27 protein-coding genes, 1 tRNA gene and 2 riboswitches are annotated in these 26,769 nt (G+C 73.1%); of the genes, 9 read left to right on the top strand and 19 right to left on the bottom strand.

Annotation, left to right across the window (positions count from 1 at the left end; all coding sequences use genetic code 11):
• Positions 1-81: 81 nt before the first annotated feature.
• Positions 82-399, top strand: a complete 318-nt coding sequence (locus ABEA77_RS19185) for a hypothetical protein (RefSeq protein WP_345648912.1) — start codon at positions 82-84, stop codon at positions 397-399.
• A 302-nt stretch (positions 400-701) separates the two neighbouring features.
• On the opposite strand, the gene ABEA77_RS19180 is transcribed toward ABEA77_RS19185, so the two are convergent.
• Positions 702-1,970: a DUF445 domain-containing protein gene (locus tag ABEA77_RS19180; RefSeq protein ID WP_345648909.1), complete on the bottom strand. Its 1,269-nt coding sequence runs from the start codon at positions 1,968-1,970 to the stop codon at positions 702-704.
• A gap of 647 nt (positions 1,971-2,617) precedes the next feature.
• On the opposite strand from ABEA77_RS19180, the gene ABEA77_RS19175 reads away from it, so the two are divergent.
• Positions 2,618-4,003, top strand: coding sequence for an SGNH/GDSL hydrolase family protein (locus ABEA77_RS19175; protein ID WP_345648810.1), 1,386 nt, complete (start codon positions 2,618-2,620; stop codon positions 4,001-4,003).
• Between the two features lie 193 nt (positions 4,004-4,196).
• On the opposite strand, the gene ABEA77_RS19170 is transcribed toward ABEA77_RS19175, so the two are convergent.
• From ABEA77_RS19170 to ABEA77_RS19155, 4 genes are all read right to left on the bottom strand, one after another.
• Positions 4,197-5,054, bottom strand: coding sequence for a DUF1707 SHOCT-like domain-containing protein (locus ABEA77_RS19170; protein WP_345648808.1), 858 nt, complete (start codon positions 5,052-5,054; stop codon positions 4,197-4,199).
• A gap of 87 nt (positions 5,055-5,141) precedes the next feature.
• Positions 5,142-6,146 carry an ABC transporter ATP-binding protein gene (locus ABEA77_RS19165; protein WP_345648807.1) on the bottom strand — a complete coding sequence of 335 codons (1,005 nt, stop codon included), beginning with the start codon at positions 6,144-6,146 and terminating at the stop codon, positions 5,142-5,144.
• 52 nt (positions 6,147-6,198) lie between these two features.
• Positions 6,199-7,032: an ABC transporter permease gene (locus tag ABEA77_RS19160; protein ID WP_345648906.1), complete on the bottom strand. Its 834-nt coding sequence runs from the start codon at positions 7,030-7,032 to the stop codon at positions 6,199-6,201.
• Positions 7,033-7,195: 163 nt separating this feature from the next.
• Positions 7,196-7,996 carry an ABC transporter permease gene (locus ABEA77_RS19155; protein ID WP_345648804.1) on the bottom strand — a complete coding sequence of 267 codons (801 nt, stop codon included), beginning with the start codon at positions 7,994-7,996 and terminating at the stop codon, positions 7,196-7,198.
• 346 nt (positions 7,997-8,342) lie between these two features.
• Here ABEA77_RS19155 and ABEA77_RS19150 point away from each other — a divergent pair, with 346 nt between their 5' ends.
• On the top strand, positions 8,343-10,850 hold the full coding sequence (locus ABEA77_RS19150; protein ID WP_345648801.1) for a transglycosylase domain-containing protein: 2,508 nt from the start codon (positions 8,343-8,345) through the stop codon (positions 10,848-10,850).
• A gap of 137 nt (positions 10,851-10,987) precedes the next feature.
• Here ABEA77_RS19150 and ABEA77_RS19145 read toward each other — a convergent pair whose 3' ends face one another.
• The 3 genes from ABEA77_RS19145 to ABEA77_RS19135 all read right to left on the bottom strand — a co-directional run bounded on the left by ABEA77_RS19145 (position 10,988) and on the right by ABEA77_RS19135 (position 12,231).
• Positions 10,988-11,311 carry a DMT family transporter gene (locus ABEA77_RS19145; protein WP_345648799.1) on the bottom strand — a complete coding sequence of 108 codons (324 nt, stop codon included), beginning with the start codon at positions 11,309-11,311 and terminating at the stop codon, positions 10,988-10,990.
• Between the two features lie 35 nt (positions 11,312-11,346).
• Positions 11,347-11,412, bottom strand: a riboswitch (guanidine-III (ykkC-III) riboswitch).
• 83 nt (positions 11,413-11,495) lie between these two features.
• The gene (locus ABEA77_RS19140; protein ID WP_345648904.1) at positions 11,496-11,798 is read right to left on the bottom strand and encodes a GroES family chaperonin; all 303 of its coding nucleotides are present in this window, start codon (positions 11,796-11,798) and stop codon (positions 11,496-11,498) included.
• A 106-nt stretch (positions 11,799-11,904) separates the two neighbouring features.
• The gene (locus ABEA77_RS19135) at positions 11,905-12,231 is read right to left on the bottom strand and encodes a DUF3618 domain-containing protein (protein WP_345648797.1); all 327 of its coding nucleotides are present in this window, start codon (positions 12,229-12,231) and stop codon (positions 11,905-11,907) included.
• 195 nt (positions 12,232-12,426) lie between these two features.
• On the opposite strand from ABEA77_RS19135, the gene bcp reads away from it, so the two are divergent.
• The 3 genes from bcp (at position 12,427) to ABEA77_RS19120 (ending at position 14,674) form a co-directional block, all read left to right on the top strand.
• Positions 12,427-12,894: a thioredoxin-dependent thiol peroxidase gene (gene bcp / locus ABEA77_RS19130; RefSeq protein ID WP_345648794.1), complete on the top strand. Its 468-nt coding sequence runs from the start codon at positions 12,427-12,429 to the stop codon at positions 12,892-12,894.
• Between the two features lie 114 nt (positions 12,895-13,008).
• On the top strand, positions 13,009-14,511 hold the full coding sequence (proP, locus tag ABEA77_RS19125; RefSeq protein ID WP_345648791.1) for a glycine betaine/L-proline transporter ProP: 1,503 nt from the start codon (positions 13,009-13,011) through the stop codon (positions 14,509-14,511).
• 79 nt (positions 14,512-14,590) lie between these two features.
• Positions 14,591-14,674, top strand: a tRNA-Leu gene (locus ABEA77_RS19120).
• A gap of 75 nt (positions 14,675-14,749) precedes the next feature.
• On the opposite strand, the gene rdgB is transcribed toward ABEA77_RS19120, so the two are convergent.
• From rdgB to ABEA77_RS19105, 3 genes are all read right to left on the bottom strand, one after another.
• Entirely contained in the window at positions 14,750-15,352 is a 603-nt protein-coding gene (gene rdgB, locus ABEA77_RS19115) for an RdgB/HAM1 family non-canonical purine NTP pyrophosphatase (protein ID WP_345648788.1), read from the bottom strand.
• A gap of 149 nt (positions 15,353-15,501) precedes the next feature.
• Entirely contained in the window at positions 15,502-16,254 is a 753-nt protein-coding gene (gene rph, locus ABEA77_RS19110) for a ribonuclease PH (protein WP_345648785.1), read from the bottom strand.
• Positions 16,255-16,364: 110 nt separating this feature from the next.
• Positions 16,365-16,601 (bottom strand): PTS sugar transporter subunit IIB, encoded by a 237-nt coding sequence (locus ABEA77_RS19105; RefSeq protein WP_345648784.1) that lies wholly within the window; start codon positions 16,599-16,601, stop codon positions 16,365-16,367.
• A gap of 203 nt (positions 16,602-16,804) precedes the next feature.
• On the opposite strand from ABEA77_RS19105, the gene ABEA77_RS19100 reads away from it, so the two are divergent.
• Together ABEA77_RS19100 and ABEA77_RS19095 are read left to right on the top strand one after the other, a co-directional pair.
• The gene (locus tag ABEA77_RS19100) at positions 16,805-18,160 is read left to right on the top strand and encodes a PTS transporter subunit EIIC (RefSeq protein ID WP_345648783.1); all 1,356 of its coding nucleotides are present in this window, start codon (positions 16,805-16,807) and stop codon (positions 18,158-18,160) included.
• 197 nt (positions 18,161-18,357) lie between these two features.
• Positions 18,358-19,659 carry a PTS transporter subunit EIIC gene (locus ABEA77_RS19095; protein WP_345648781.1) on the top strand — a complete coding sequence of 434 codons (1,302 nt, stop codon included), beginning with the start codon at positions 18,358-18,360 and terminating at the stop codon, positions 19,657-19,659.
• Positions 19,660-19,765: 106 nt separating this feature from the next.
• Here ABEA77_RS19095 and ABEA77_RS19090 read toward each other — a convergent pair whose 3' ends face one another.
• Positions 19,766-20,518 carry an MBL fold metallo-hydrolase gene (locus tag ABEA77_RS19090; protein WP_345648779.1) on the bottom strand — a complete coding sequence of 251 codons (753 nt, stop codon included), beginning with the start codon at positions 20,516-20,518 and terminating at the stop codon, positions 19,766-19,768.
• A 270-nt stretch (positions 20,519-20,788) separates the two neighbouring features.
• Here ABEA77_RS19090 and ABEA77_RS19085 point away from each other — a divergent pair, with 270 nt between their 5' ends.
• Positions 20,789-21,250, top strand: coding sequence for a type II toxin-antitoxin system PemK/MazF family toxin (locus tag ABEA77_RS19085; protein WP_345648777.1), 462 nt, complete (start codon positions 20,789-20,791; stop codon positions 21,248-21,250).
• A 182-nt stretch (positions 21,251-21,432) separates the two neighbouring features.
• Here the strand turns inward: ABEA77_RS19085 and ABEA77_RS19080 are convergent, their stop codons facing one another.
• From ABEA77_RS19080 to ABEA77_RS19050, 7 genes are all read right to left on the bottom strand, one after another.
• Entirely contained in the window at positions 21,433-22,383 is a 951-nt protein-coding gene (locus ABEA77_RS19080) for a PLP-dependent cysteine synthase family protein (protein ID WP_345648774.1), read from the bottom strand.
• Positions 22,383-22,685, bottom strand: coding sequence for a MoaD/ThiS family protein (locus tag ABEA77_RS19075; protein WP_345648771.1), 303 nt, complete (start codon positions 22,683-22,685; stop codon positions 22,383-22,385). The genes ABEA77_RS19080 and ABEA77_RS19075 overlap by 1 nt, the downstream gene beginning before the upstream one ends.
• A 157-nt stretch (positions 22,686-22,842) precedes the next feature.
• A complete protein-coding gene (locus tag ABEA77_RS19070) occupies positions 22,843-22,959 on the bottom strand; it encodes a putative leader peptide (protein ID WP_345648769.1) in 117 nt (38 codons plus the stop codon).
• A gap of 69 nt (positions 22,960-23,028) precedes the next feature.
• Positions 23,029-23,877 carry an ABC transporter ATP-binding protein gene (locus tag ABEA77_RS19065; RefSeq protein ID WP_345648767.1) on the bottom strand — a complete coding sequence of 283 codons (849 nt, stop codon included), beginning with the start codon at positions 23,875-23,877 and terminating at the stop codon, positions 23,029-23,031.
• On the bottom strand, positions 23,874-24,863 hold the full coding sequence (locus ABEA77_RS19060; protein ID WP_425588320.1) for a FecCD family ABC transporter permease: 990 nt from the start codon (positions 24,861-24,863) through the stop codon (positions 23,874-23,876). Before ABEA77_RS19060 ends, ABEA77_RS19065 begins: the two co-directional genes overlap by 4 nt.
• A 237-nt stretch (positions 24,864-25,100) precedes the next feature.
• Complete coding sequence (locus ABEA77_RS19055) at positions 25,101-26,102, bottom strand: ABC transporter substrate-binding protein (RefSeq protein ID WP_345648762.1); 1,002 nt, start codon at positions 26,100-26,102, stop codon at positions 25,101-25,103.
• A gap of 55 nt (positions 26,103-26,157) precedes the next feature.
• Positions 26,158-26,253, bottom strand: a riboswitch (cobalamin riboswitch).
• 42 nt (positions 26,254-26,295) lie between these two features.
• A complete protein-coding gene (locus ABEA77_RS19050; protein ID WP_345648759.1) occupies positions 26,296-26,709 on the bottom strand; it encodes a M67 family metallopeptidase in 414 nt (137 codons plus the stop codon).
• Between the last annotated feature and the right edge of the window lie 60 nt (positions 26,710-26,769).

Below are 26,769 nucleotides of genomic sequence, written 5' to 3'. Positions count from 1 at the left end.
TTCACAGGGTGGAGACCGGTCACCCGGCGGCGGCAGCGCGTCGACGGCGGTGGACCAGCGAGGACGGCGGAAGTGTCGAAGGTGGCAGCGTTGGCGAAGGTTCCGGGGGCGGCCCCCGCGGCGGCAGCCGCGGCCGGCGGGCTGGTCGGCGGGTTCGCCGTCGCCCGGTGGACGAAGAAGCGGCAGCTGGGCGGCGTGGCACTGCTCGCCGGGGGCACGGCCGCCGCGTGGCAGTGGCAGCGGGCCTCAGGCACGGCGGCCACGGCCGGGCTGAGTGCGGCCTACCTGGCCGCGTTCGCGGGGTCGCACCTGCTGGCGAAGAAGATCGGGGCGTGGCCCTCGGTGTTCACCGTGGCAGGCGGCGTCGCCGTCGCCTCCTACGCCGTGACGCGCCGCTGAACCGACGCCGGGCGTGGTCGTTCACGGTCCTGGTCCGCGCGCGGCGTGCCGCACCGGACGGGATCGCGACGCCCGACCAGGGGGGGGCGGGCCCGGCCGGGCCACGAGGCTGAAGCGCCGGGCCCCGCGAGGCGGGACCGCCGGGGCCGCGCCCGGCAGACCGTACGCACTCGGCGGGCCCGTGGGCCGGCCACTGCCACCTGCCTCGTACGGTCCGGTCGGCCGTACGCGCCCGACGGGCGCGCCCCCGCCGGACAGACCCCCCACACGCGCCCCCGCCGGACGGCCCAGCCGGTCCGGCGTCAGGCGCCCAGGGCCTGGGAGAGCGTGTAGATCAGGAGGCCGGCCAGGGCGCCCACGACCGTGCCGTTGATGCGGATGAACTGGAGGTCGCGGCCGATGTGGGCCTCGATCTTGCGTGACGTGTCGTCCGCGTCCCAGCTCTTGACGGTGTCGGTGATGAGCGACGTGATCTCGCCGCGGTACGTGGAGACCACGTAGGACGCGGCGTCCTCGACCCAGCCCTCCAGCTTCCCCTGGAGGCGCTCGTCGCCCGCGAGCCGCCGCCCCAGGCCGAGCAGCGAGGAGCGGGCGCGCAGCCGCAGCGCGCTGCGGTCGTCCTCGGCGGCCGAGATGATCATGGAGCGTACGGAGGACCAGGCCGAGGCGATGACGTCCTGCACCTCCGGGCGTGCGATCAGCTCCGACTTCAGCCGCTCGATCCGGCCCCGGGTCTCCGTGTCCGACTGGAGGTCGGAGGCGAAGTCCTTGAGGAAGCGGTCGATCGCGCCGCGCGCCGGGTGCGAGGGCATGTCGCGCATCTCGGTGACGAAGCGCAGCAGCTCCTTGTAGACGCGGTCACCGATGCGCCGGTCCACGAACCTGGGGGTCCAGCCAGGCGCCCCGCCCTGCACGGCGTCCATCACGGAGTCCTCGTGCGCGATCAGCCACTCCCTGCCGCGTACGCAGATCAGGTCGACCGCGCGGTGGTGCGCGCCGTCCGCGACGACCCGGTCCAGGGTCTTGCCGATCACGGGCGCGACCTCGGCGGCCTCTGCGCGCCGGGTGATGGCGTCGCCGACGACCGCCTGCACGTCGGAGTCGCGCAGGACGGTGATGGCGCCGCGCAGCGCGGTCGCCAGCTCCTCGGTGACCCGGTCGGCGTGCTCGGGCTCCGCGAGCCAGGCGCCGATCCTGCGCCCGATGCCGAGGGCGCGCAGCCGGGCGCGGACGACGTCGGCGGAGAGGAAGTTCTCGCCGACGAACTGGGCGAGCGAGGCGCCCAGTTGATCCTTCTTGTGGGGGATGATCGCCGTGTGCGGGATGGGCAGGCCGAGGGGCCTGCGGAACAGCGCGGTCACGGCGAACCAGTCGGCGAGCGCGCCGACCATGCCCGCCTCGGCCGCCGCGGCCACATAGCCGGTCCAGCCGCCCGCGCCCGCGTGCCTGCCCCAGGTGGCCAGCGTGTAGACCGCGGCGACGAGGACCAGCAGCGCGGTGGCCGTGGTCTTCATCCGCCGCACGCCGCGGCGCTTCTCCTCGTCCGCTGCGGTGTACGAGAACGACGGCAGGCCGCCGCCGGGACGCCCGCGCCGGACCCCGGCCGCGCGCGGAGCCTCCTCCCCGCCGGCCGCGGGGGCCCCAGGGCCCTCAGCCCCCTCACCCGCCGCACCCTCACGGACCCCGGCCGCGCCACCGCCGCCCTCCGCGCCGGCCCCAGAGGCTCCGGCTCCTCCGTCCGCACCACCGCCGGCGCCGCCCGCCGGGCCCTCGGAGCCCCCGGCCCCACGGCCGCCCTCCGCGCCTGCCGCCCGGCCCTCGGCGCCCCCGGCCGCACCGGTGCCTGGCGGCGCGCCGCCGGCACGATTCGCGCCGGTGCCGCCGTCCTCCTCGCCCGCGCGAGCAGCGCGGTCCGCATCCGCCCCCGCTCCCCCGTGTGCGGCGTTCGCCGCCGAGTCGCCGCCGGCGCCCCGCCCCGTCTCACCGCGTTCCATCCGCTCCACCCGTCCGTGCCCGTCCGTGCCCGTCCCTGCCCGTAGCCGCACCACCCGTGTCCTTACGCGAACGCACACGCTCGCACACGGCACGTAATCGACCGGCTCCTTGGAACCTCCTGTACGCATTGTCCCTCTTGACTGGTGACTCCCCGGGCGCGCGCCGAGTTCCCCCGCCGTGCTGGATGATGGTGTCGTAGACAGAGGCGAGGTGAGACCAGGGCATGACGAACCAACGTGGCCTGGCCCTTTTCGGAGCGTTGATCGCCCTTGTGGGCCTGGTGTGCGCCGGCATCTTCGTCGGCCTCGGCCCGGGGCGCGGCCTTGCCCGCCAGGTGTCCGCGGGGCTCACCGGGCAGGACGGCCCGGGTCCGGCGGTCTCCGCGGACGGGCGCAACAGCGGGGCGGGTGGCACGGGCACCGGCCGACTGCCGCACCAGGCGGCCCCCGCGGCCTCCGGCGGCTGGGTCGGCACCTGGGCCGCGGGCGCGGCGGGCGCGGAGCCCGGCGCCCCGCGCGGGCTGCCGGGGACGTCCATCCGCAACGTCGTGCACACCAGCATCGGCGGCAGCGCCGCCCGCATCACCCTCTCGAACCTCTACGGCACCACGCCGCTGCTGGTGGCGCACGCCTCGGTCGCGGTCGCGGAGAACGGCGGCCCCTCCGCCGTGCCCGGTACCATGCGGCGCCTGGTCTTCGGCACGGCGAGGTCCGCGCAGGTGACGATTCCGGCGGGCCGGCAGGCCGTGAGCGACCCGGTGGCGCTTGCGGTCCCCGCCGACGCGGACCTGCTGCTGACGCTGTACACGCCCGCCGCGGGCGGCCCCACCACGTACCACTCGCACGCGCAGCAGACGTCGTACCTCGCGCGCGGGGACCGTACGGAGGAGACGTCGGGCGCCGCGTACGCCGTGCCGACGCCGTACTGGCGCTACGTCACCTCCGTGGACGTGGAGAACCGGCAGGCGTCCGGCACGGTCGTGGCCTTCGGCGACTCGATCACGGACGGCATCGGCTCGCTCGTGGGCGCCAACCACCGGTGGCCGAACTTCCTCGCCGACCGGGTGCGGGACAGCTCCTACGGCCGCTACGGCGTGGTGGACGAGGGCATCGGCGGCAACCAGGTGCTGCGGGACGCCTCCGTGCTGCGCAACGGCCGCAGCGGCGTGGTCCGCTTCGCCGGGGACGCGCTCGGCCGGCCCGGTGTGCGGGCCGTCTTCGTCGACCTCGGGGTCAACGACATCCTGCACGGGCACGAGCTGAGCGGCGCCCCCATCGTGGCGGGCCTGCGCGACCTGACCCGGCAGGCGCACGCGCACGGGGTGCGGGTGGTCGGTTCGACGCTGACGCCGTTCGGGGCGCACGTGGGCTACAACGCGACGAAGGAGCGGGTGCGGGACGAGGTCAACGCGGCGATCCGCGGCGGCGGCGTGTTCGACGCGGTCGTCGACTTCGACCGGGTGGTGCGCGACCCGTACGCCCCCGACCGGCTGCTGCCGGCCTACGACTCGGGCGACGGGCTGCACCCGAGCGATGCGGGCTACCAGGCGATGGCGTCCGCCGTCGACCTGCGGACCCTGCTGGGCACCCACACCCCGGCCGCGACCTGAGCGGCGCCCACGCGCGATCCGGCGCGCCACCGTACGCCTCGTCCGGCGCGCCACCGTACGCCGCGGGCCCGCCGCACAAGGGCCCGGGGTCTGGGGCCAGGTACAGGGGGCCCTGGGATCAGGCGCAGGAGTCTGGGGTCAGAGGGGGCAGAAGGCAGCGGCCCGGCCCGGTCGCGCGGGCCCGGTGCACGCCTCAGAGTTCCTTGCCGCCCGGATGCCCCCTGCGCCGCTCCTCCTGACGGGCCCTGCGCTCCTCACGGATGTCGTCGTGTCGGGCCCTGCGCTCCTCGCGGCGCTCCTCCTGGCGGGCCATCCGCTCCTCGTAGGACTCCTGGCCCGCGGCGAGCCGCTCGCGCTTGCGGGCCTCCTTGAGGCGGCGGCGCTCCTGCTTGCGCAGCTTGCGCTCGACGCCGACGCCGCCCATCAGCGCGAAGCCCGTCACGATGACCTTCGGGGAGTCGGGGTCCGGCGCGACGTCGGCCACGTCGTCCCGGTCGGGCACCGCGCCGAAGCCTCCCATGAACCCGAAGCCGCGCACCTCGACGTCGAGGTCGGGGCCCACCGTGACCTGCACGCCGCCCATGACCGCGACGCAGCGGATCACGGTCAGCGGCGCCTCGAACCGCGCCTCGCGCAGGTCGATCTCGCCGCCCCCCATGAACACCGTCGCGTTGAAGCGGCGGCCCACCGTCCAGTTGCCCTTCCGGCCGAATCCGCCCAGGAAGCCGAAGCCGCCCCGCGAGGTGGCGGGGCCGCCGACGCGCTCGGCCCAGCGGCCCGCGGCCGGGGGCTCCGCGGCGGTCGACGCGACGACGCCGCCGGCCCGTGCCGTGCCCGGCTGCGGCAGGTCGCGCACGAGGGGCACCAACTCCCCGTGTGTGCGGGCCCCGTAGGCGAGGCCGAGCCGCTCGTCGAACTCCGCCATGTCGAGCCTGCCCTCGGCCACCGCCTCCCGCAGCCGCTCGGCGACCTGCTCGCGCTCCGCGTCCGACGCCCTGGTCTCGGGCGGGTGAGCCGGCTCGGCGCGGCGCTCGGGCGGTTCACTCGTCATGACGGCCAGCCTAGCGGGCGGCCGGGGCCCCGGCATACGGTCGCGCGGCCGCCCGCGTACCGCCGCGGTCCCCGCGGACCGCAGGGCTCACGCCCCCGCCCGTTCGCCGTACATCCTCGCGATCACGGACTCGATGTCCGGCTCCCGCACCGAGAGGTCGACCAGGGGGTACGCGGCGGCCACCCGGGCCACCAGGGGCGCGGCCGACTGCGTGGCGGGGAACGCCAGATACTGCCGGGTGCCCTCCACCCGCACCACACGGGCACCGGGCGCGCCGGGCAGTTCGAGGGGCGGTGTCTCGCGCTCCAGGTCGACGACGAGGGTGCGTTCGCCGCCGCCCGCCTCGTGGAGCCCCGCGGTCGTTCCGTCGTAGAGCAGGCGGCCGTGGTCGATCACCATGACCCGCCCGCAGAGCTGCTCGATGTCCTGGAGGTCGTGGGTGGTCAGCAGCACCGTGGTACCCCGGTCGCGGTTGAGTTCGCGGAGGAACTCCCGTACACGAGTCTTGGAGATGACGTCGAGGCCGATCGTCGGCTCGTCCAGGTACAGCACGTCGGGGTCGTGCAGCAGGGCGGCCGCGATGTCGCCGCGCATCCGCTGACCGAGCGAGAGTTGACGTACGGGCACCTTCAACAGGTCGCCGAGGTCGAGGAGTTCGACACACCGGTCGAGGTTGGCGCGGAACCTGGCGTCCGGCACACGGTACATGCGGTGCGCGAGCCGGTACGAGTCGATCAGCGGCAGGTCCCACCAGAGCATGGTGCGCTGGCCGAACACCACACCGATGCGCGAGGCCAGCCTGGTGCGTTCGCGCGCCGGGTCGATGCCGGCGATCCGCACGCGGCCCCCGCTCGGCGTCAGGATGCCCGTCAGCATCTTGATCGTGGTCGACTTGCCCGCGCCGTTGGGGCCGATGTAGCCGACCATCTCACCGCGCGCCACACGGAAGCTGATGCCGTCGACCGCGCGCACCCGCTGCCGCTCGCGGCGGAACCGGCCGGCCCGCCGCCGCACGTCGAACACCTTCTCCAGGCCGTCGAGTTCGATGAACCCGTCGCCCGCGGCCCACTCCCGTGTCCCGTCGTCGCCCACTGCCCGCCCCTTCCTCCCGCTCCATGTGGTGTGCCCTGCTCCGGTCGCTGTCTCAACTGCCCGTACTCCGGTACGACCTGACGCCGCGGCGCCACAGCGCGCCGGCCCCCGCGCAGCACACCGCCGCGACCGCGGGCGCGAGGAAGGCGGCCCACCGCGGCAGGCCCACCGGCATCGGGCGGTCGAGCACGTAGAGCGCGGGCAGCCAGTTGACGAAGGCGAGCGGCACCACGAACGTCACCCCGCGCACCAGGTCCTGCGCGAACAGGCCGGGCGGGTACTGGAGCAGCGTCGTGCCGCCGTAGGTGAACGCGCTCTGCACCTCGGCCGCGTCCTGCGCCCAGAACTGGAAGGCCGCGCCCACCACGAACACCGCGGCGAAGATCAGGGCCCCGCTCAGCAGCATCAGCGGCAGGAGCGCGACGCGCACCGGGGACCAGTCGATGCCCGCCGCGGCGAGCGCGTAGCCGAGGACGGCGCCGCCCTGCACCACCCGGCCGATCCGCCGGGCGGCGAAGCGGTCCGCCGCGACCTGCGCGAGCACCGGCGCGGGGCGCAGCAGGAACGTGTCGAGCGTGCCGTCGCGCACCCGCGCGCCGAGGCGCTCGGTCGAGCCGAGGAAGAGGTCGACGAGTCCGAAGGAGGTGGCGGACGTGCCGTAGAGGAAGGCGATCTGGGCGAGCGAGAACCCGCCGAGCGCGTGGACCTGCGAGAACATCAGCAGAATGGTCACGAAGTCGAAGGCCGTGGCCACGAGGTTGCCGAGCGCGGTCACCGTGAAGGACAGCCGGTAGGTGAGCTGCGACCTGATGCCCATGGCGACGATCAGCCCGTACACGCGCAGGCCTTCCCGCAGCCGTCCGGGCGCGGCGCCGGCGGGTGGCAGCGCGCCGGGGCGTGCGGCGGGGGCCGTTCCCCCCGGGGCCGTTCCCTCCGAGGCCGTTCCCCCCGGGGCCGTTCCCCCCGGGGCCGAGTCCACCGGCGCCGAGCCCACCGGTGCCGGTCCGCCCGCCGGCCCGAGCGCGTCGAGGCCGCCCGTGCCCGTCTCCTCAGCCACCCTGGACCACCAGCCTCCGGGTCGCCGCGATCTGGAGCACCCGGCCGAGCGCGAGCAGCACGGCGGCCCAGGCCGCCTGGAACCCGTACACGCCGGCCACCGCCCAGCCCCTCTCGGTGCCGAGCAGCACGTCGGCGGGGAGCTGGAGCTGCGCCGACCACGGCAGGGCGCGCGCGAGCCGGCCGAGCAGGCCGGGGAAGACGTTCAGCGGGAGGAGCATCCCCGACCAGAAGGTGGCCGCGAGCCGGGACAGCTGGAGGGCGCCGGTGCCGTCGAGGAGCCAGAAGCCGCTGAGGGCCACGACGTAGCGGATCGCGAAGCTCACCACGTTGCCCAGCAGGACGGCACCGAGGAAGGCGGCCCAGACCAGCGGGTCGGCGGGCAGCGCCAGGTCGAAGAAGAGGGCGCCCACGGCCACCGGCACCGCGCCGCGCGCGAGCAGTTGGAAGACGGCCCTGCCGAGGTCCTGGGCGAGCCACCACCGTTGCAGGTCGACGGGGCGGTAGAGGTCGACGGCGATGTCACCGGAGCGGATGCGGTCCATCAGTTCGTCCTCGAAGCCGCCGCCCATGATCCCGGACGCGGCGAGCAGCCCCTGGCTGACCCAGACGAAGGTCAGCGCCTCGGCGGGACCGTAGCCGCCGAGGTGCGGCCGCAGGTGCCAGAGGGCCGTGTACGTGTACGCGATGATGAAGCCGAAGGCGGTGTTGGTGAACAGTCCGGCGACTGTGGCCGTCCGGTAGGTCGCGTACCGACGGAACGCGCCCGCCCAGACGACGGCGTACAGCCGCACGACAGCCCCTCTCCGCCCCCGCGCCCAGCGGCGGCGGCACCGAAGCGCACGACCCTAGCCGACCCGTTCCCCGGGGGCGACGGAGTTTTTCCCGGGCCGGACGCCAAGCCGGACGCCAAGCCGGACTCCGGGCCGGACTCCGGGCCGGATCCCCCGGCAGGATCCTCCGGCCGGACCTCCCCCGAGGAGAAAGACGCATGAGAGCCAATCGGGGGCAGAGGGGCCCCAGGTGCGGGGGACACCGGCCGAACCATGGGAAAAAAGAAAGACCGCACCAGCGCACCCGATACGACACCGTTATGCCGGAGCGTGCACCTTCGGCCCCGGTTGAGGAGTCTTCCCACACATGAGTGACGAGCCATCCCAGCAGGGCGGCGACCAGCCGGGGCCCGCTTCGGGCGCCGGGGACGCGTCCCCCGCGGACGCCCCGCCGCAGCGCCCGGGGAAGCGGCGGCGAACCGGCTGGCGCAGGGTGCTGCCGACGTGGCGCATGGTGCTTTTCGGGGTGCTGGCCCTCCTGGTGATCGTGGTCGGCGGCTTCATCGCGGGCTACAACCTGGTCGACATCCCGCCCGCCAACGCCGCGGCGACCGCCCAGTCCAACGTGTACCTGTACAAGGACGGCACCCAGATCGCCCGCGACGGCGACGTCAACCGGGAGAACGTGCCGCTGTCGCAGGTACCGCTCACCGTGCGGCACGCCGTGCTGGCCGCGGAGGACCGCGACTTCTACGGGGAGCCCGCCGTCGACCCGCTCGGCATGGTGCGCGCCGCCTGGAACACCCTCACGGGCAAGGGCACGCAGGGCGGTTCGACCATCACCCAGCAGTACGTGAAGAACTACTACCTGGGCCAGGAGCAGACGGTGGTCCGCAAGGTCAAGGAGTTCTTCATCGCGGTCAAGCTCAACCGCGAGCAGTCCAAGGATCAGATCCTCCAGGGCTATCTGAACACCAGCTACTTCGGGCGCAACGCCTACGGCATCCAGGCGGCGGCGCAGGCGTACTACGGCAAGAACATCAACGAACACGGCGGTCTCGACACCGCGCAGGGCGCGTACCTGGCGTCGCTGCTCAACGCGCCCAGCGAGTTCGACGTGGTCGCGCACCCGGAGAACAAGGGCGCGGCGACGGACCGCTGGAACTACGTGCTGGGCGGCATGGTCAAGGAGCACTGGCTCAGCGGGCCGGCCCGCGCGAAGCTCTCCTTCCCCACGCCCAAGCGCTACTCGGGCCCCTCGCGCGCCGGCCTCTCCGGGCAGCGCGGCTACGTCGTCGAGGCGGTCAAGGACTACCTCACCAGCAACAAGATCATCGACGAGGACACCCTCGCGAGCGGCGGCTACCGGATCACCACCACGCTCCAGCGGCCCAAGCAGGACGCGCTGGTCGAGGCGGTCGACGACAACGTCAACTCCAAGCTGGACAAGAGCCGCAAGGCCGACAGGAACGTCCGGGTGGGCGGCGCGTCCGTCGACCCCGCGACGGGCGACGTCGTCGCCCTGTACGGCGGCATCGACTACACGAAGCAGTACGTCGACAACGCAACCCGCCGCGACTACCAGGTCGGCTCCACCTTCAAGCCGTTCGTCCTCGCCTCCGCGATCCAGAACGGCTCAAGGACGCAGGGCGGCGAGCGCATCACACCGAACACCACGTACAACGGCGACAACCACCGCATGGTGCAGGGCCCGGACGGGTCCACCGGCTACGCCCCCGCCAACGAGGACGACCGCGACTACGGCGACATCACCGTGCGCACCGCCACCAACAAGTCGGTCAACGCCGTGTACGCGCAGCTCGCCGAGGACGTCGGCCCCTCCACGGTCGAACACACCGCGGTCGACCTCGGCATCCCCGCCACCACCCCCGACCTGACGGCGACCCCGTCGATCGCGCTCGGCCCGGCCACCGCGAGCGTCCTCGACATGGCCCAGGCGTACGCGACGCTCGCCCACCACGGGCAACGGCAGGCGTACTCGCTCGTCGCGAACATCACCAAGAACGGCGACAGGATCGCCCTGCCGCACCGCTCTGCCACCCGGGCCGTGAGCAGGCAGGCCGCGGACACCACGACGTCCGTGCTGCGCACGGTGGTCGAAAGCAGCGACGGCACCGGCACCGCGGCGCAGGCGGCGGGGCGCCCCGCCGCGGGCAAGACCGGCACGGCCGAGGACGACCAGGCGGCCTGGTTCGCCGGGTACACACCGGACCTGACGACAGTCGTCTCGCTGATGGGCGCCGACCCCGACACCGCGAAGCACGAGCCGCTGTACGGGGCGCTCGGCCAGGCCCGCATCAACGGCGGCGGGCCGCCCGCGCAGATCTGGGCGCAGTACACGGCGGCCGCCCTCAAGGGCTCCCCCGCCAAGAAGTTCGACCTGCACCTCCAGCACGGCGCGGAGCAGCGCGACGAGCCCTCGGGCCGCCCCTCAGGGCGGCCGACCGGTTCGAGCTCGGCGCCCGCCACCACGGGCGGCGACGACGGCGGCTCCGACGACGGCGGCCAGAACGGCACCGGCGGCACCGGCGACGGCGGCCAGAACGGGACAGGCGGCGACAACGGCGGTTCCACCGACGGCGGCCAGAGCCCCGCGGGCGGCCAGACCGGCGGCGACGGCGGCACCGTGGACGGCGGCACCGGCACCGTGGGCGGCACGGGCGGTGACGACGGCGGCACCGACACGGGCGGCGGCACCGGCGACAACGGCGGCGGCACCGGTGACGGCGGGGCGGGCGGCGGCACGGACGGGGGCGGCGACGGCGGAGGGGGTCCGGGCGGGGCGGGCGGCCCGACCGGCGGGCCCGTCCGGCCGCCCGGCGGCAGCGTCCCCGGGCTCACCCGCGCCGGCTGACGGCTCGTACGCCCCGTCCTTGCGGCCGGTGCGGCGCCGCCGACCGGCCGCCCCCGCGCCCCGGGGCCGTGTCCGCCCCCTGCCGCCACGACGGCCGCGGGGGGCACAGGGCGGCAGCGCGGGGCACAGACCGCTCCCTAGCCGTCGCCCGAGGTCGCCTCAAGGCCGACGACCGCCACGACCAGCAGGCAGACGAAGAAGATCCGGGCCGCCGTCACCGGCTCGTGCAGCACGGCCATGCCCACGACGGCCGCGCCGACCGCCCCGATGCCGACCCAGACGCCGTACGCGGTCCCGATCGGCAGGGACTTCGCGGCCTGCGCGAGCAGCACCATGCTCGCGGTGACACCGACGACGGTCAGCACGCTCGGCCACAGCCGCGTGAACCCGTCACTGAACTTCAAAGCGATCGACCAGACGACCTCAAGGGCCCCGGCCACCAGCAACAACACCCACGCCACGACGGCACCTCCGGCACAGCAGACTGCGGACACAGGGTGCGTCGTCTTTGCCTTCGCCCGGTACGGCGCGTCTCGTCGGGCGTTCCCGGCCGACCGTAGCAAAGGCCCGGTCCCCCCGGCGTGCCGAGGCCCGGTGACCCCTGGTCACCGGGCCTTCCGCCGAGGCATTTCGCGTCGGGCGCCGCTACAGGTACAGCCCTGTCGCGTCCTCCGAGCCCTCGAACCTGTCGGCGGCCACCGCGTGCAGGTCGCGCTCCCGCATCAGGACGTACGCGACGCCGCGCACCTCGACCTCCGCGCGGTCCTCCGGGTCGTACAGCACCCGGTCGCCGGGCTCCACCGTCCGTACGTTCTGGCCGACGGCCACCACTTCGGCCCAGGCCAGCCGCCTGCCGACCGCCGCGGTCGCCGGGATCACGATGCCGCCGGACGAACGCCGCTCGCCCTCGGGGATGTCCGTTCTGACCAGCACGCGGTCGTGCAGCATCCGGATGGGCAGCTTCTCGTGGGTGTTCTCGCTCACGGCGAAGAACCTACCCGGCGGGGCCGCGGCGGACCGCCCCAGGGTGGGCGGCGGCCACGGCCCCGTGCGCTCAGCGGCCGCGCCGCCGCAGCGACACCGTCAGCAGCCCGGCCACACCCACCACGAGCAGCGCCGCCGGAATGACCCGCTCCAGGCGGGGCGAGCCCTCGTCGTCGACGAACTGCGCCTTCACGTCCGAGACCACGCGGTTCACCGCGACGAACGCGCGGCCCGCGGTCTGGTCCACCGTGGAGGCCACCCGGGCCCTGGCGTCGCCCACGATCGTCTTCGGGTGCACCCGCACCCCGATCTCGTCGAGCGTTTCGGCAAGCTGACCCCTGCGGCGGACGATGTCCGCCTCGATCTGCGCAGGGGTCCTCGCATCGGCATCCGACACCGCGCCGCCTCCGTCGTCCCTCGTCGTGTTCCGGTACACCCGCACCGACCTGTGGGCCACAGTCTGTCAGTTCCGCCGCTCCCGCACCCGGCGGCACCCCCCGTTACGCTCGGCGGCGTACATCCCGGCGTGCGCTCGGGCACGGCGTGGTGTACGCCGTACCGCACGACTTCCCGCACCTCACGGAGAAATCCCATGAGCGAACGCCTCAGCCCCGGCGACACCGCCCCCGACTTCACACTGCCCGACGCGGACGGCAACAGCGTGTCGCTCGCCGGCCACAAGGGCCGCAAGGTCATCGTGTATTTCTACCCGGCCGCCCTCACCCCCGGCTGCACCAAGCAGGCCTGCGACTTCACGGACAACCTGGACGTCCTGGCCGGATCGGGTTACGACGTCATCGGGATCTCCCCGGACAAGCCGGAGAAACTTGCGAAGTTCCGCGAGAAGGAGAACCTGAAAGTGACGCTTCTCAGCGATCCCTCGAAAGAGGTCCTCGAGTCGTACGGAGCCTTCGGAGAGAAGATGATGTACGGAAAGGCGGTGACCGGGGTCATCCGCTCGACGATCGTCGTGGACGAGGAGGGCAGGGTCGAGCGGGCCTTCTACAACGTGCGGGCCACGGGCCACGTCGCGAAGATCATCAAAGACCTGGGAATCTGACACACCCGCCACACCTTGTGACCGGGGTCGCACTTCGGTGCGGCCCGGGTTTGCGGACGCTTGAAACGCGCAGAAGGTTCCACTGGACTTTGTTGTACGCAGAAAGGAACCGCCATGGCCGGCCAGGACTACGAAGAGGTGGCCGACCGGGCTGCGGTCCGGCGCCACCCCACCCTGTTCCGGACGATCAAGCAGCGGCGCAACCCCCGTCTGCGGAGATCGGACATCACCGTCACCGATGAGGCGGCGGTCAAGCGGGCGGTCAAGGCGGCGGCGCTCGGCAACGCCATGGAGTGGTACGACTTCGGTATCTACAGCTACATGGCCGGCACGATCGGCAAGGTCTTCTTCCCCGGCGGCCACGGCTCGGCCCAGTTGCTGCTGACCTTCGCCACCTTCGCCATCTCCTTCCTGGTACGGCCGCTCGGCAGTGTGGTCCTCGGCCCCCTCGGCGACAAGCTCGGCAGGCAGCGGGTCCTCGCGCTGACCATGCTGATGATGGCGTTCGGCACGTTCTTCATCGGCGTCCTGCCCTCGTACAGCTCCATAGGCCTGTGGGCGCCCGCGCTGCTCATCCTGCTCCGCCTCGTGCAGGGCTTCTCCACCGGCGGCGAGTACGGCGGCGCGTCCACGTTCATCGCCGAGTACGCCCCCGACAAGCGCCGCGGTTTCTTCGGCAGCTTCCTGGAGTTCGGCACACTCGCCGGCTACGTCGGCGCTGCGGGGCTCGTCACCCTGCTCACCGTCACCCTCGGCGACAGCGGCCTGCAGAGCTGGGGCTGGCGCCTTCCGTACCTGCTGGCGGGTCCGCTCGGGCTCATCGGCCTCTATCTGCGGCTGAAGCTCGACGAGACGCCCGCGTTCCAGAAGCTCTCCACGGAGAACGTCCGGGTGCGGGCGTCCGAGGCGGCCGACACCGTCGAGACCACCGCCAAGGGCGACCTCGCCAAGATCTTCACCAACTACTGGCGGCCGCTGGTCCTGTGCGTCGCCCTGGTCGCCGCGTACAACATCACCGACTACATGCTGCTGTCGTACATGCCGACGTACCTCTCGGACGAACTCGGCTACGGCACCACCCACGGCCTGCTGATCCTGCTCGGCGTGATGGTGGCCATGATGCTGCTGATCAACCAGGTGGGGCGGCTCAACGACCGCTACGGCAGGAAGCCCCTGCTGCTCGCGGGCATGCTGGGCTTCCTGGTGCTCTCCATACCGTCGTTCCTGCTGATCAGGGAGGGCAACATCATCCTGATCATCATCGGTCTCGCGATGCTGGGGCTCTCGCTGGTCTGCCTGCTGGGCACCATGTCGGCGGCCCTGCCCGCGCTCTTCCCCACGCAGGTGCGCTACGGCGGCCTCTCGATCGGCTACAACGTCTCCACCTCCCTCTTCGGCGGTACCACCCCGCTGGTCATCACCGCCCTCATCGACATCGGCGGCACCAACCTGATGCCCGCCTACTACGCGACCGGCGCGGCGATCGTGGGTGTCATCGCCGTCCTGTTCATGAAGGAGACGGCGCAGCAGCCCCTCCAGGGCTCCCCGCCCTCGGTCTCCACCCCTGAGGAGGCCGCGGAGCTCGCCCACGAGCAGGCGCAGGAGCCCCGCTTCTGACCGCGGCGCCCAATCCGCGGAGGCGTCCCGCGGCGCCGTAGACTGAGGGCCGCCGGGCGCCGTACGCGGCCGGCGGTCCGCGGTGGTGGCGCAACGGCGACGCAGCAGACTTAGGATCTGTGGCCCTTGACCGGGCTTGAGGGTTCGAATCCCTTCCACCGCACGGCAACGGCCCGGGGCGGCGTCGGCGAGGACGCGGCCCCGGGCCGTTTCGCGCGGCGGTCGCCGCGCCGGCGCCTCAGGCCACGAGTTCCGTGAGGGACGGGACCAGGGCGCGGAAGGCCTTGCCGCGGTGGCTGATCGCGTTCTTCTCCGCCGCGGTCAGCTCGGCGCAGGTGCGGGTGGAGCCCTCCGGCTGGAGGATCGGGTCGTAGCCGAAGCCGCCCGTGCCCGCGGGTGCCGTGCGCAGGGTGCCGGGGAGGGTGCCCTCGACGACGCGCTCCGTGCCGTCGGGCAGGGCGAGCGCGGCGGCGCAGGCGAAGTGGGCGGCGCGGTGCGGTTGTGCGATGTCGGCGAGCTGGGCCAGGAGCAGGTGGAGGTTGGCCTGGTCGTCGCCGTGGCGCCCCGCCCAGCGCGCGGAGAAGATGCCGGGCGCGCCGCCGAGGACGTCGACGCAGAGGCCGGAGTCGTCCGCGATCGCCGGGTGGCCGGTGGCGCGCGCGAGGGCGTGCGCCTTGAGCAGGGCGTTCTCCGCGAAGGTGACGCCGGTCTCCTTGACGTCGGGGATCTCCGGGTAGGCGTCGGCGCCGACGAGCTCGTGGCTGAGGCCGCTGTCGGCGAGGATGGCGCGGAGTTCGGTGATCTTTCCGGCGTTGCGGGTGGCGAGGATCAGGCGGGTCATGCGCCCAACCTATCCGGGCGCACGAGGGCCGCGGGACCCGCCCGCCGGGGGCCGGGACCGCGGCCGCCGCCGGAGTCTGGACGGACGCACCGCTCTCGCCGTGCGCCCGCACCTGTAAGGACGCGCGGGGGCGTCTTTTGGTTCCCGCTTTACCTTGCGGTGCCCGCTTGCCTCGCGGTGTCCGCGAGCGCCTCGGTCTGGAGGCGGGCGAGGTCGGCGCAGCCCGCGGTGGCCAGGTCGAGCAGGGTGTTCAGTTCCTCGCGGTCGAAGGGCTCGGCCTCGGCGGTGCCCTGGATCTCGACGAAGCGGCCGTCGCCGGTGCAGACGACGTTCATGTCGGTGTCGGCGCGCACGTCCTCCTCGTAGCAGAGGTCGAGGAGGGGGGTGCCGGCGACGATGCCGACGCTGACGGCGGCGACGGTGCCGGTGAGCGGCTCGCGCCCGGCCTTGACGAGCTTCTTGCCGCGCGCCCAGGCGACGGCGTCGGCGAGCGCGACATAGGCACCGGTGATGGCGGCGGTGCGGGTGCCTCCGTCCGCCTGGAGGACGTCGCAGTCGAGGACGACGGTGTTCTCGCCGAGCGCCTTGTAGTCGACGACGGCCCGCAGGGAGCGGCCGATCAGGCGGCTGATCTCGTGGGTGCGGCCGCCGATCCGGCCGCGTACGGACTCGCGGTCGCCGCGGGTGTTGGTGGAGCGGGGCAGCATCGCGTACTCGGCGGTGACCCAGCCCTCGCCGCTGCCCTTGCGCCAGCGCGGCACGCCCTCGGTGAAGCTGGCGCTGCACAGGACGCGGGTGTCGCCGAAGGAGACGAGGACGGAGCCCTCGGCGTGCTTGCTCCATCCGCGTTCGATGGTGACAGGGCGGAGCTGTTCGGGGGTTCGGCCGTCGATACGTGACATGGCGCCGAGCCTATCGGGCGCCGGAGCGCGGCAGGTCCCTGCGGTGGGCGGGGGCGGGCCCGCCCCCGGCGTGCGGGAGCGGGCCCGTGGGCTGCGGTGGCCGGTCCGCGTCAGTCCATCATGTCCTCGATGTCGGAGGCGATGGGGTCGGCGTCGGTGCCGATGACGACCTGGACGGCCGTGCCCATCTTGACGACGCCGTGGGCGCCCGCGGCCTTGAGCGCCGCCTCGTTCACGAGGGAGGCGTCGTTGACCTCGGTGCGCAGCCGCGTGATGCAGCCCTCGACCTCGACGATGTTGTCGAGTCCGCCGAGCCCGGCGACGATCTTCTCAGCCTTGCTGGCCATGGTGTCTCCCTGTGTCCCTGGCGCCTTGCCGTACAAGCGTATTGGCCTGTCGAAGCACCGGCATACTGAATGTTTTGTCACGGTAACGCACGGTTGGCCCATCTCCTCGGGCGCATTCCGGTCCCGTGCCGAAAGATGTCGACCATCGGTGGACCGCGGGCATTCCGCAACTGGTCTACACCATTATGGCCGGGGAGGCACCCATGAGCGGCGACGGGGCGGTGCGGAGCCGGCGGGCGCCTGGCGCCCCGCGCGGACACTGGTGGCAGGGGCTGTTCCAGGGTCTGCAGAAGATGGGCCGCAGCCTCCAGCTGCCGATCGCCGTCCTGCCGGCCGCGGGCATCCTGAACCGGCTCGGCCAGCCCGACGTCTTCGGCGCCCAGGGACTCGGCTGGGACGCCGTGGCCAAGGTCTTCGCCGCCGCGGGCGGCGCCCTGCTCGACTCCTCGCTCGGCCTGCCCCTGCTGTTCTGCATCGGCGTCGCCATCGGCATGGCGAGGAAGGCGGACGGCTCGACCGCGCTCGCCGCCGTCACCGGTTTCCTCGCGTACTACGCGGTGCTGCACGCCTTCCCGCTCGACTGCGACGGCGCCGCGCGCTTCACCGGCGCCGGGGTGTGGTCGGGCGTGTGCGTGACGCCGGACGGCACGACGGTGACGCAGGCCTCGTACCAGAACCCGGGCGTCTTCGGCGGCATCGTGATGGGGTTGCTCACCGCGTGGCTGTGGCGCAGGTTCCACCGGGTCAAGCTGGTGGACTGGCTCGGCTTCTTCAACGGGCGTCGCCTCGTACCGATCGTCATGGCGTTCGTCGGGCTGCTGGTCGCCTCGCTCTCGGTGTGGGTGTGGCAGCCGATCGGCGACGGGCTGACGGACTTCTCCAAGTGGCTGGTGGACGCGGGGGCGTGGGGCTCGGGGATCTTCGGCGTGGCCAACCGCGGGCTGCTGGTGTTCGGGCTGCACCAGTTCCTGAACACCTTCGTGTGGTTCCAGTTCGGCGACTACACGAAGCCGGACGGCACGGTCGTGCACGGCGACGTGAACCGCTTCCTCGCGGGCGACCCGACGGCGGGCCAGTTCACCACCGGCTTCTTCCCGATCATGATGTTCGCGCTGCCCGCCGCCGCGCTCGCGATCTACCACTGCGCGAAGCCGAGCCGCAGGAAGGCGGTCGGCGGCCTGATGCTCTCGGTGGCCCTGACGTCGTTCGTGACGGGTGTCACGGAGCCGATCGAGTACTCGTTCCTCTTCGTCGCGCCGCTGCTGTACGCGATCCACGCGGTGCTGACCGGTGTGTCGATGTTCGTCAGCTGGCAGCTGGGCGCGAAGGACGGCTTCAGCTTCTCCGCCGGCCTGATCGACTACGTCATCAACTGGGGCCTGGCGACCAAGCCCTGGCTGCTCATCCCGATCGGCCTCGCCTTCGCGGTGGTCTACTACACCGTCTTCCGCGTGCTGATCACGAAGCTGGACCTGCCGACACCGGGCCGTGAACCGGACGATCCCGACGATCCCGGGACGCAGGAGGAGCAGACGGTGACCGGGGACACCAGGCCCTGACCTGCGGGCCCCCGCGCCCGACCCCGCCCGGCGGGCCCCGGCCGCACGGTGGTTACGCTTCGGAGTAGATCTTTATGCAGGCCATATTCGAGGGTTCCAGGCACAGCCACCCCCGTGTTACAACAGGTCTAAACCACTCAATGGTTTAGACCTGTTCTCATGGGGCGCGCGGCGTTCCCTGCGCATGGAGGAAGTTGATGAGTACGGCCACCGCCCCGGCGGCGCCCGCGAAAAAGCGGGGTTCCGGACTGTTCCAGGGGCTGCAGAAGGTGGGCCGCAGTCTCCAGCTGCCGATCGCCGTCCTGCCCGCCGCGGGCATCCTCAACCGGCTCGGCCAGCCCGACGTCTTCGGGGACCAGGGACTCGGCTGGGACAGTGTCGCGAAGGTCTTCGCGGGCGCGGGCGGCATGCTGCTCGACGCCTCGCTCGGCCTGCCCCTGCTGTTCTGCATCGGCGTCGCCATCGGCTTCGCCAAGAAGTCGGACGGCTCGACCGCGCTCGCCGCGATCGTCGGTTTCTTCACGTACTACGCGGTGATCCACCAGTTCCCGATCAAGGACGGGATGGGCGGCGCCACCTACATATCGAACGGCCTGCTGGCCGGCGAGTGGCAGAAGGGCAGCGTCGTCACCAACGCGTCCTTCCAGAACCCCGGCGTGCTCGGCGGCATCATCCTCGGCCTGCTGACCGCGGTGATCTGGCAGCGCTTCCACCGCACCAAGCTCGTGGACTGGCTGGGCTTCTTCAACGGCCGTCGCCTGGTACCGATCCTGATGGCCTTCGTCGGCACGGCGCTCGGCGTCGTCGCGGTCCTCGGCTGGCAGCCCATCGGCGACGCGATCACCAGCTTCGGCAACTGGATCACCGGGCTCGGCGCTCTCGGCTCCGGCATCTTCGGCCTGGTCAACCGCGGTCTGATCCCCATCGGCATGCACCAGTTCGTCAACACGGTGGCCTGGTTCCAGCTCGGCGACTTCACCAACCACGCCGGTGTGGTCTCGCACGGCGACATCAACCGCTTCCTCGCGGGCGACCCGCACGCCGGGCAGTTCACCTCGGGCTTCTTCCCGATCATGATGTTCGGCCTGCCCGCCGCCGCGCTGGCGATGGCGCACACCGCGCGCCCGGAGCGCCGCAAGGTCGTCCTCGGCATGATGCTCTCCCTCGCCGCGACCTCGTTCGTGACCGGTGTGACCGAGCCCATCGAGTTCTCGTTCATGTTCATCGCGCCGCTGCTGTACGCGCTGCACGCGGTCCTGACGGCCATCTCGATGTTCGTGACCTGGTCCCTCGGCGTGCACGACGGCTTCACGTTCTCCGCGGGCGTGATCGACTACGTCCTCAACTGGAACCTCGCCACGAAGCCATGGCTGATCATCCCGATCGGGCTGGTCTTCGGCGTCGTCTACTACGTCGTGTTCCGCTTCGTGATCGTGAAGTTCGACCTCAAGACCCCCGGCCGCGAGCCGGAGGAGGAGATCGAGGACATCACCAAGTAGCCGCGGACGGCCGCCCCGAGGGGCGGTGCCCGGCACCCGTGCGAAGGCGTCCGCCGCTCCCCCTCGGGGCGCGGCGGACGCCTTCGCACGTCACGGGGCGCCCCCGCTACAGCTCGTAGACCGCGCCGGGCACCGCGAGCTCGGAAGGACCCGCGTACACCTCGCGCGCGTCCTCCAGATTGCGCCGCGCGTCCGTCCACGGCGGAATGTGCGTCAGCACGAGGCGCTTGGTGCCCGCCCGCACCGCGTGCTCGCCGGCCTCCCTGCCGTTGAGGTGGAGGCCCGCGATGTCCTCCTTGCCGTCCGTGAAGGCGGCCTCGCACAGGAACAGGTCGGTGCCGCGCGCCAGGTCGACCAGCGTGTCGTCGGCCCCGGTGTCCGCCGAATAGGCGAGCGAGCTGCCGCCGTGCTCGACGCGGATGCCGAACGTGTCCACGGGGTGCGCCATCCGCTCCGTACGGACCGTCAGCGGGCCGATGTCGAACGTGCCGGGCTCCAGCGTGCGGAAGTCGAAGACCTCGCTCATCGACTTGTCGCTCGGCGTGTCGTCGTAGGCGGTGGTGAGCCGCTGCTCGGTGCCCTCGGGACCGTAGACCGGGATGGCGTCGCAGCGCCCGCCCTCGTACCGGTAGTAGCGGGCCACGAAGTACGCGCACATGTCGATGCAGTGGTCGGCGTGCAGATGGCTCAGGAAGATCGCGTCGAGGTCGTAGAGACCGATGTGGCGCTGCAACTCGCCGAGGGCGCCGTTGCCCATGTCGAGGAGCAGCCGGAAGCCGTCGGCCTCGACGAGGTAGCTGGAGCAGGCCGATCCCGCGGCGGGAAAGGAGCCCGAGCAGCCGACGACGGTGAGCTTCATGGAGCGTGAACCTCCGTGGCGTGGACGGTGGGCGACGGGGGTCGTTCGGTGACGCCGTGAGCACGGTGCGTGAGGGACCGTACGGCCCACGCGGTGGAACGGCGGTCGTGCGGGGGTGGTTCGATCTGTCGAGCCTAAGGCGCGACCCGGCGGGCCGCTTCCCCACGACGGCGCGTTGTGGGGGAAGTCACCGGCAAGTCCACTCTTCCCGGTGTTCCCCGTGTTCCCGGTGACCGCGGTCACCGCGCACGGGCCGGGTACGGTCGGTGCATGACGTCGTGGTGGTGGGTGGCGCTGATCGCCGTGGTGGCCGCCGCGCTCGTGGCCTCGGTGGTGGACGGGCGGGCGCGGGCGGGCCGGAGCCGCAGGCAGTGGCGCGCGGCCACCCGGCCGCCGGGCCGTCCCGGGCAGCCGCAGCGGCCGGGGCTGCCGCGGCCGGGCGAGATCTGGTGGGCCGCCGTGCCCTACGAGGACGGGCCGGGCGAGAAGGACCGGCCGTGCCTGGTGCTGTCGGCACGCGGCGACCGGATACGGGTCGCGAAGATCACCACGAAGCACCACGCGGAGCGGCCCGGGGTGATCGCGCTGCCGCCCGGCACCGTGGGCGACGCGCGGGGGCGGGCCAGCTATCTGGAGACCGACGAGGTCCGCGAGGTGCGGCCCGGCGCGTTCCGCCGCCGCGTCGGCGCGGCCGACGCGGCGCTGTGGGAACGGGTGCGGCGGCTCGGCTGACGCCCCCGCGCGTGCGCAGGGGCGCCCGTACGCGCGGACGCCGGGAGCCCTGCCGCCGCCCCGACAGGACGACCCCGGGCGCCCCCGTACGCGCGGACGCCGGCGCCGCAGCCGCCTGAGGGGCGGTCAGGGCACCGGCGGCTGTGGTGTCGCGGTGTCGGGCGGTGGTCCCGCCGGGCGTCCTACGCCCAGAGCTGGCCCTGGAGCGTCTCGATGGCCTCCTCGGTGGTGGCGGCCGTGTAGACGCCGGTGGAGAGGTACTTCCAGCCGCCGTCGGCGACGACGAACGCGATGTCCGCGCTCTCGCCCGCGGCGAGCGCCTTCCTGCCCACGCCGATGGCGGCGTGCAGCGCGGCGCCGGTGGAGATGCCCGCGAAGATGCCCTCCTGCTGGAGGAGTTCGCGGGTGCGGGTGACGGCGTCGGCCGAGCCCACGGAGAACCGGGTGGTCAGCACCGACTCGTCGTACAGCTCGGGCACGAAGCCCTCGTCGAGGTTGCGCAGGCCGTAGACGAGGTCGTCGTAGCGCGGCTCCGCGGCGACGATCCGCACGTCGGGCTTCTGCTCGCGCAGGAAGCGGCCGACGCCCATCAGCGTGCCCGTGGTGCCGAGGCCCGCGACGAAGTGGGTGATCGACGGCAGGTCGGCGAGGATCTCGGGGCCGGTGGTCGCGTAGTGCGCGCCCGCGTTGTCCGGGTTGCCGTACTGGTAGAGCATCACCCAGTCGGGGTTCTTCTCCGCCAGGTCCTTCGCCACCCGCACGGCGGTGTTGGAGCCGCCCTCCGCGGGCGAGGAGACGATCTCGGCGCCCCACATGCCGAGCAGGTCGCGGCGCTCCTGCGAGGTGTTCTCCGGCATCACGCACACCATGCGGTAGCCCTTGAGCTTGGCCGCCATGGCGAGGGAGATGCCGGTGTTGCCGCTGGTCGGTTCGAGGATCGTGCAGCCGGGGGTGAGCCTGCCGTCCTTCTCGGCCTGCTCGACCATGTGCAGGGCGGGCCTGTCCTTGACGGAACCGGTCGGGTTGCGGTCCTCAAGCTTGGCCCAGATCCGCACGTCGTCGGAGGGGGACAGCCGGGGCAGCCGCACCAGCGGCGTGTTCCCGACCGCCGCGAGCGGGGCGTCGTACCGCATCAGGCCAGGCGCTTCGTGAGCGCGCCGCCGGCGACCGCCGGGAGGATGGTGACGTTGTCGCCGTCGGAGAGCTTCGTCTCGATGCCGTCCAGGAAGCGGACGTCCTCGTCGTTCAGGTACACGTTGACGAACCGGCGCAGCTGGTTGCCCTTGTCGGCGTCCACGATGCGCTCGCGGATGCCGGAGTGCCGGGTGTCGAGGTCGGCCAGGAGTTCGGCGAGGGTGGTGCCGCTGCCCTCCACGGCCTTGGCCCCGTCGGTGTACGTGCGGAGGATGGTCGGGATGCGGACCTCGATGGCCATGGCGTCGGTCTCCTGTCGTCCTGTTCGGGGCGGCTGCCTGACGGGTCCTGGCGGTCCCGGGGCCGCTTCCCGCGGCGTCGCGCGGCGGTTCGCCACCGCGCGGGGAAGGGTGCTTGAGAGGTGGGTGAACTGATGAACGGCCTGCTGGACCCGCGCTTCAGCAGTCCGCGCCGCCGGGACAGATCGCGCTCGCGAGGCGGCACAGGTCGACGTGCAGCCGCGCCACGAGCAGCGGTGTGCTCGGCGTCGTCTCATTCACGTCAGAGGCAACCATGCGGTCATCGTATCGATTCCCGCACGGGTTCCAGAGGTGTGATCTCGCATGGCGGACGGCGAACGTTCGTCATGCGGACGGCCGTGGCCCGCCTGGCACCGGCGGCGCGGTCCGCCGCGCGGGGCCGGTGTCCGGCAGGTAGACGACGACCGGCGTCCCGGTGACGGGGTGCGGCGTGATCGCCGCGCCGACCCCGTACACGTCCGCGAGCAGCCCGGGGGTGAGGACCTCGGCGGGCGGGCCCGACGCGACGAGGCGGCCGGCGCGCAGCACGTGGAGCCGGTCGCAGTAGTATGCGGCGAGGTTGAGGTCGTGCAGCGCGAGCAGGCAGGTGGCGCCGCTCTCGCGGGCGACCAGGCCGAGGACGTCGAGCTGGTGGCGGATGTCGAGGTGGTTCGTCGGCTCGTCGAGCACCAGCAGCGCGGGCCGCTGCACCAGGGCGCGGGCGACCAGGACGCGCTGCCGCTCACCGCCTGAGAGGGTGGGGAACGCGCGGTCGGCGAGACCCGCGGCGCCGACCCTGGCGAGCGCCTCGGCGGCGAGGGCGGTGTCGGCCGCGGTGTCGCCCTCCCAGAACCGCTTGTGCGGTGACCGGCCCATCGCGACGACCTCCCTGACGGTCAGTTCGATGTCCGCGCGCCCGTCCTGGGGCACGGCCGCGACGCGCCGGGCGCGGGCCTTGGCGGTGAGGCCCGCCAGGTCGTCGCCGTCGAGGAGGGCACGGCCCGCGGTGGGGCGCAGGGTGCCGTAGAGACAGCGCAGCAGGGTGGTCTTGCCGCTGCCGTTGGGACCGACGAGGCCCACGGTCTCGCCGGGGGCCGCGGTGAGGTCGACCCCGTCGACCAGGCGCCGCCCACCGGTCTCGTACGTCATCCCCTCGACGGTCAGCCGCGCGGGCGCGACGTGTGCGGGCGTCATACGGCGGCCCCCTCGGGCCTGCGGCGCATCAGCCAGAGGAAGAACGGGCCGCCGATGAGCGCGGTCAGCACGCCGACCGGGATGTCCTGCGGCGCGGCGACCGTGCGGGCCGCGAGATCCGCGACGACCAGCACCACGGCGCCGCCGAGCGCGGCGACCGGCAGCAGGGCCCTGTGGGCGGCGCCGACGGCACCGCGCGCCGCGTGCGGCACCAGCAGGCCGACGAAGCCGACCGCGCCGCTCGACGCCACCAGCACGCCGGTGACCAGGGAGGCGAGGACGAAGACCGCGGCGCGGAAGCGGCCGGTGTCGAGGCCGAGCGCGGTCGCGCCCTCCTCCCCCGTGAGCAGCAGGTCGAGCGGGCGCCCGAGCGCGATCAGCACGCCGGTGCCGAGGACCAGCACGGCGGCGGGCAGCACGAGCGTGCCCCAACGGGCGCTGCCGAGCCCGCCGAGCGTCCAGTACAGGGCCTCCTGGAACTGCTCGGGACGGGCGGAGAGGGTCAGGACGAGGGTGGTGAGGGCGGAGAGGATGTACGAGACGGTGACGCCCGCGAGGACCAGCCTGCCGCCTGTCATGGCGCCGCCGCGGCGGGCGAGCCCGTACACCAGGGCGAGCGCGACCAGGGACCCGGCGAAGGCGGCGGCGGGCATGGCGACGGTGGTGGTGATCCCGCCGCCGACGCCGACGACGAGCACGAGGACCGCGCCCGCCGAGGCACCGGAGGAGATGCCGAGCAGGAACGGGTCGGCGAGCCGGTTGCGCACGAGCGCCTGGAGCACGGTCCCGACGACGGCGAGCCCGGCGCCCACGACCGCGCCGAGCAGCACGCGCGGCAGCCGCACGTCCAGCACGATCGTCCGCAGCGGGCTCGGCGCGGCCGTCCCGGTGAGCGTGCGCACGACCTCGCCCGGCGGGACACGCACGGAGCCGAGCGCGAGCCCCGCGACGACGGCGCCGGCGAGCGCGACGACCAGCCCGCCCACCACGAGCGAGTAGCGCGCCCGGCTGCCGCGGACCCGCGACGTGGACGCGGGCGCGCGGTCGGACGCGGGGCCTGGAGCCGGAGGCGCCCCGGGCGCCGGACCGCGAGCCCGAGCGGCCCCGGGCACAGGGGCGGGATCGCCGGGGCAGGGGCCGGAAGCGCGGACGGCCCCGGTCGGGGGATCTCCGGCGGCCCCGGCGGCGGGGTCCTGGGCCGGGTCGGACGTGGGCACCCGCGCCTACCGGGTGGACTCGGGGTGGAGCCGGCGGGCGAGATCGCCGATGGCGCCGGGGACCCGGACGCCGAGCACCACGTTGGACAGCGGCAGCACGGCGAACCGCTTGTTCCTGATCGCGGGGACGTCCTGGAGTACCGGGTCGTCGAGCAGCCGCTTCTCCTTCTGCGCGACGGTGGTACTGCCGTAGTCGTAGATGACGATGACCTGCGGCTTGCGGGCGACGACCTGCTCCCAGGAGGCGTCGGAGAAGGGCTTGGGGAGGTCGGCGAAGACGTTGGTGCCGCCGGCGCGGGTGATGATCTCGTTGCCGATGCCGGTGCCGCCCGCGGTGAAGGGTGCCTTGTCCCCGCTGTCGTAGACCATGACCGGCACCGGCTTGACGCCCCTGAGCCGGTCGGCGGTCGCGGCGACGGTGGCCCTGGCCCCGCGCACCCAGGCCGCGGCCCTGCCGGGCACGCCGAAGGTCCTGCCGACCTCGGTCACCTCGCGGTACAGGTCGTCGAGCGTGACCTTGTCCTTGGCGCAGCTCTCGATGTCGAGGCGGGTGTCGATGCCCGAGCCCTTGAGGTCGTCGCGGGCGCGCCCGTCCTTGGCGTCGAAGGCGCTGGCGTAGCCGCCGTAGACGAAGTCGGGGTTCGCGGCGAGGAGCTTCTCCTTGGAGGGGTACTCCTTGGCGAGGACCGGGACGGCCTTGTACGCCTTCGCGTAGGCGGGCGCGATGTGGTCGTCGAGGTAGGCGGTGCCCACCAGGGAGCGGCCGAGCCCGAGGGCGAGCATGATCTCGGTGGCGTGCTGGTTGAGGGTGACGGCCCGCTTCGGCGGGGCGTCGTAGGTGGTGCGCACGCCGCAGTTGGTGACGGTGTACGGGAAGCCGGCCCGGTGGGCGACGGCGCCCCCGGACGTGGCCGCGTCCTGGTGGGAGCCGGCCGAGCAGGCGGCGACGGGTATGAGCAGGGCGGCTGCGGCGAGGGCGCGCAGGCGCACGGGCAGGGCTGACCGCACGGGTTCCTCCTCGGGGATGTCCACGTCCCCTGGCTGGCGGGAGAGGGCGGCAGGTCAGTTCCTGGCTCCCGGGAGGCGCGGCGCGCGCGGCTGCGCGGCCGTCCCCGCGGTCACAGTGGCGGGACCGTGCCGGATTCGCACCGGCTTCCTGGGTCCTGCCGCCTCGGGTCCTACGGGTGGTCCGGTGAGTCTCTCAGACGACCTGGACGTCTTCCTCGGTGACCTCGCCGTCCACGATGCGGTACGAGCGGAACTGGAAGGGGCCGGCGCCGTCGGTGTCCGCGGTGGAGACGAGGACGTAGTGGGCGCCGGGCTCGTTCGCGTAGGAGATGTCCGTGCGCGAGGGGTACGCCTCCGTCGCGGTGTGCGAGTGGTAGACGATCACGGGCTCCTCGTCGCGGTCGTCCATCTCCCGGTACAGCTTGAGCAGGTCGCCCGAGTCGAACTCGTAGAAGGTGGGCGACCTGGCGGCGTTGAGCATCGGGACGAACCGCTCGGGCCTGCCGCTGCCCGCAGGGCCCGCGACCACACCGCACGCCTCGTCGGGGTGGTCGCGCCGCGCGTGCGCGACGATCTGGTCGTGCAGCTCCTGGGTGATGGTCAGCATGGGGGAAATATAAGCCGGACCCCGCGCGGCCCGGCAGGCCGGGCCGGGGGCGCGCGCCCC

Source organism: Streptomyces tremellae (assembly GCF_039540215.1).
Taxonomy (GTDB): domain Bacteria; phylum Actinomycetota; class Actinomycetes; order Streptomycetales; family Streptomycetaceae; genus Streptomyces; species Streptomyces tremellae.
Note: the sequence above shows the minus strand (reverse complement) of the source record. Positions and strands in the feature narration are given on the sequence as shown.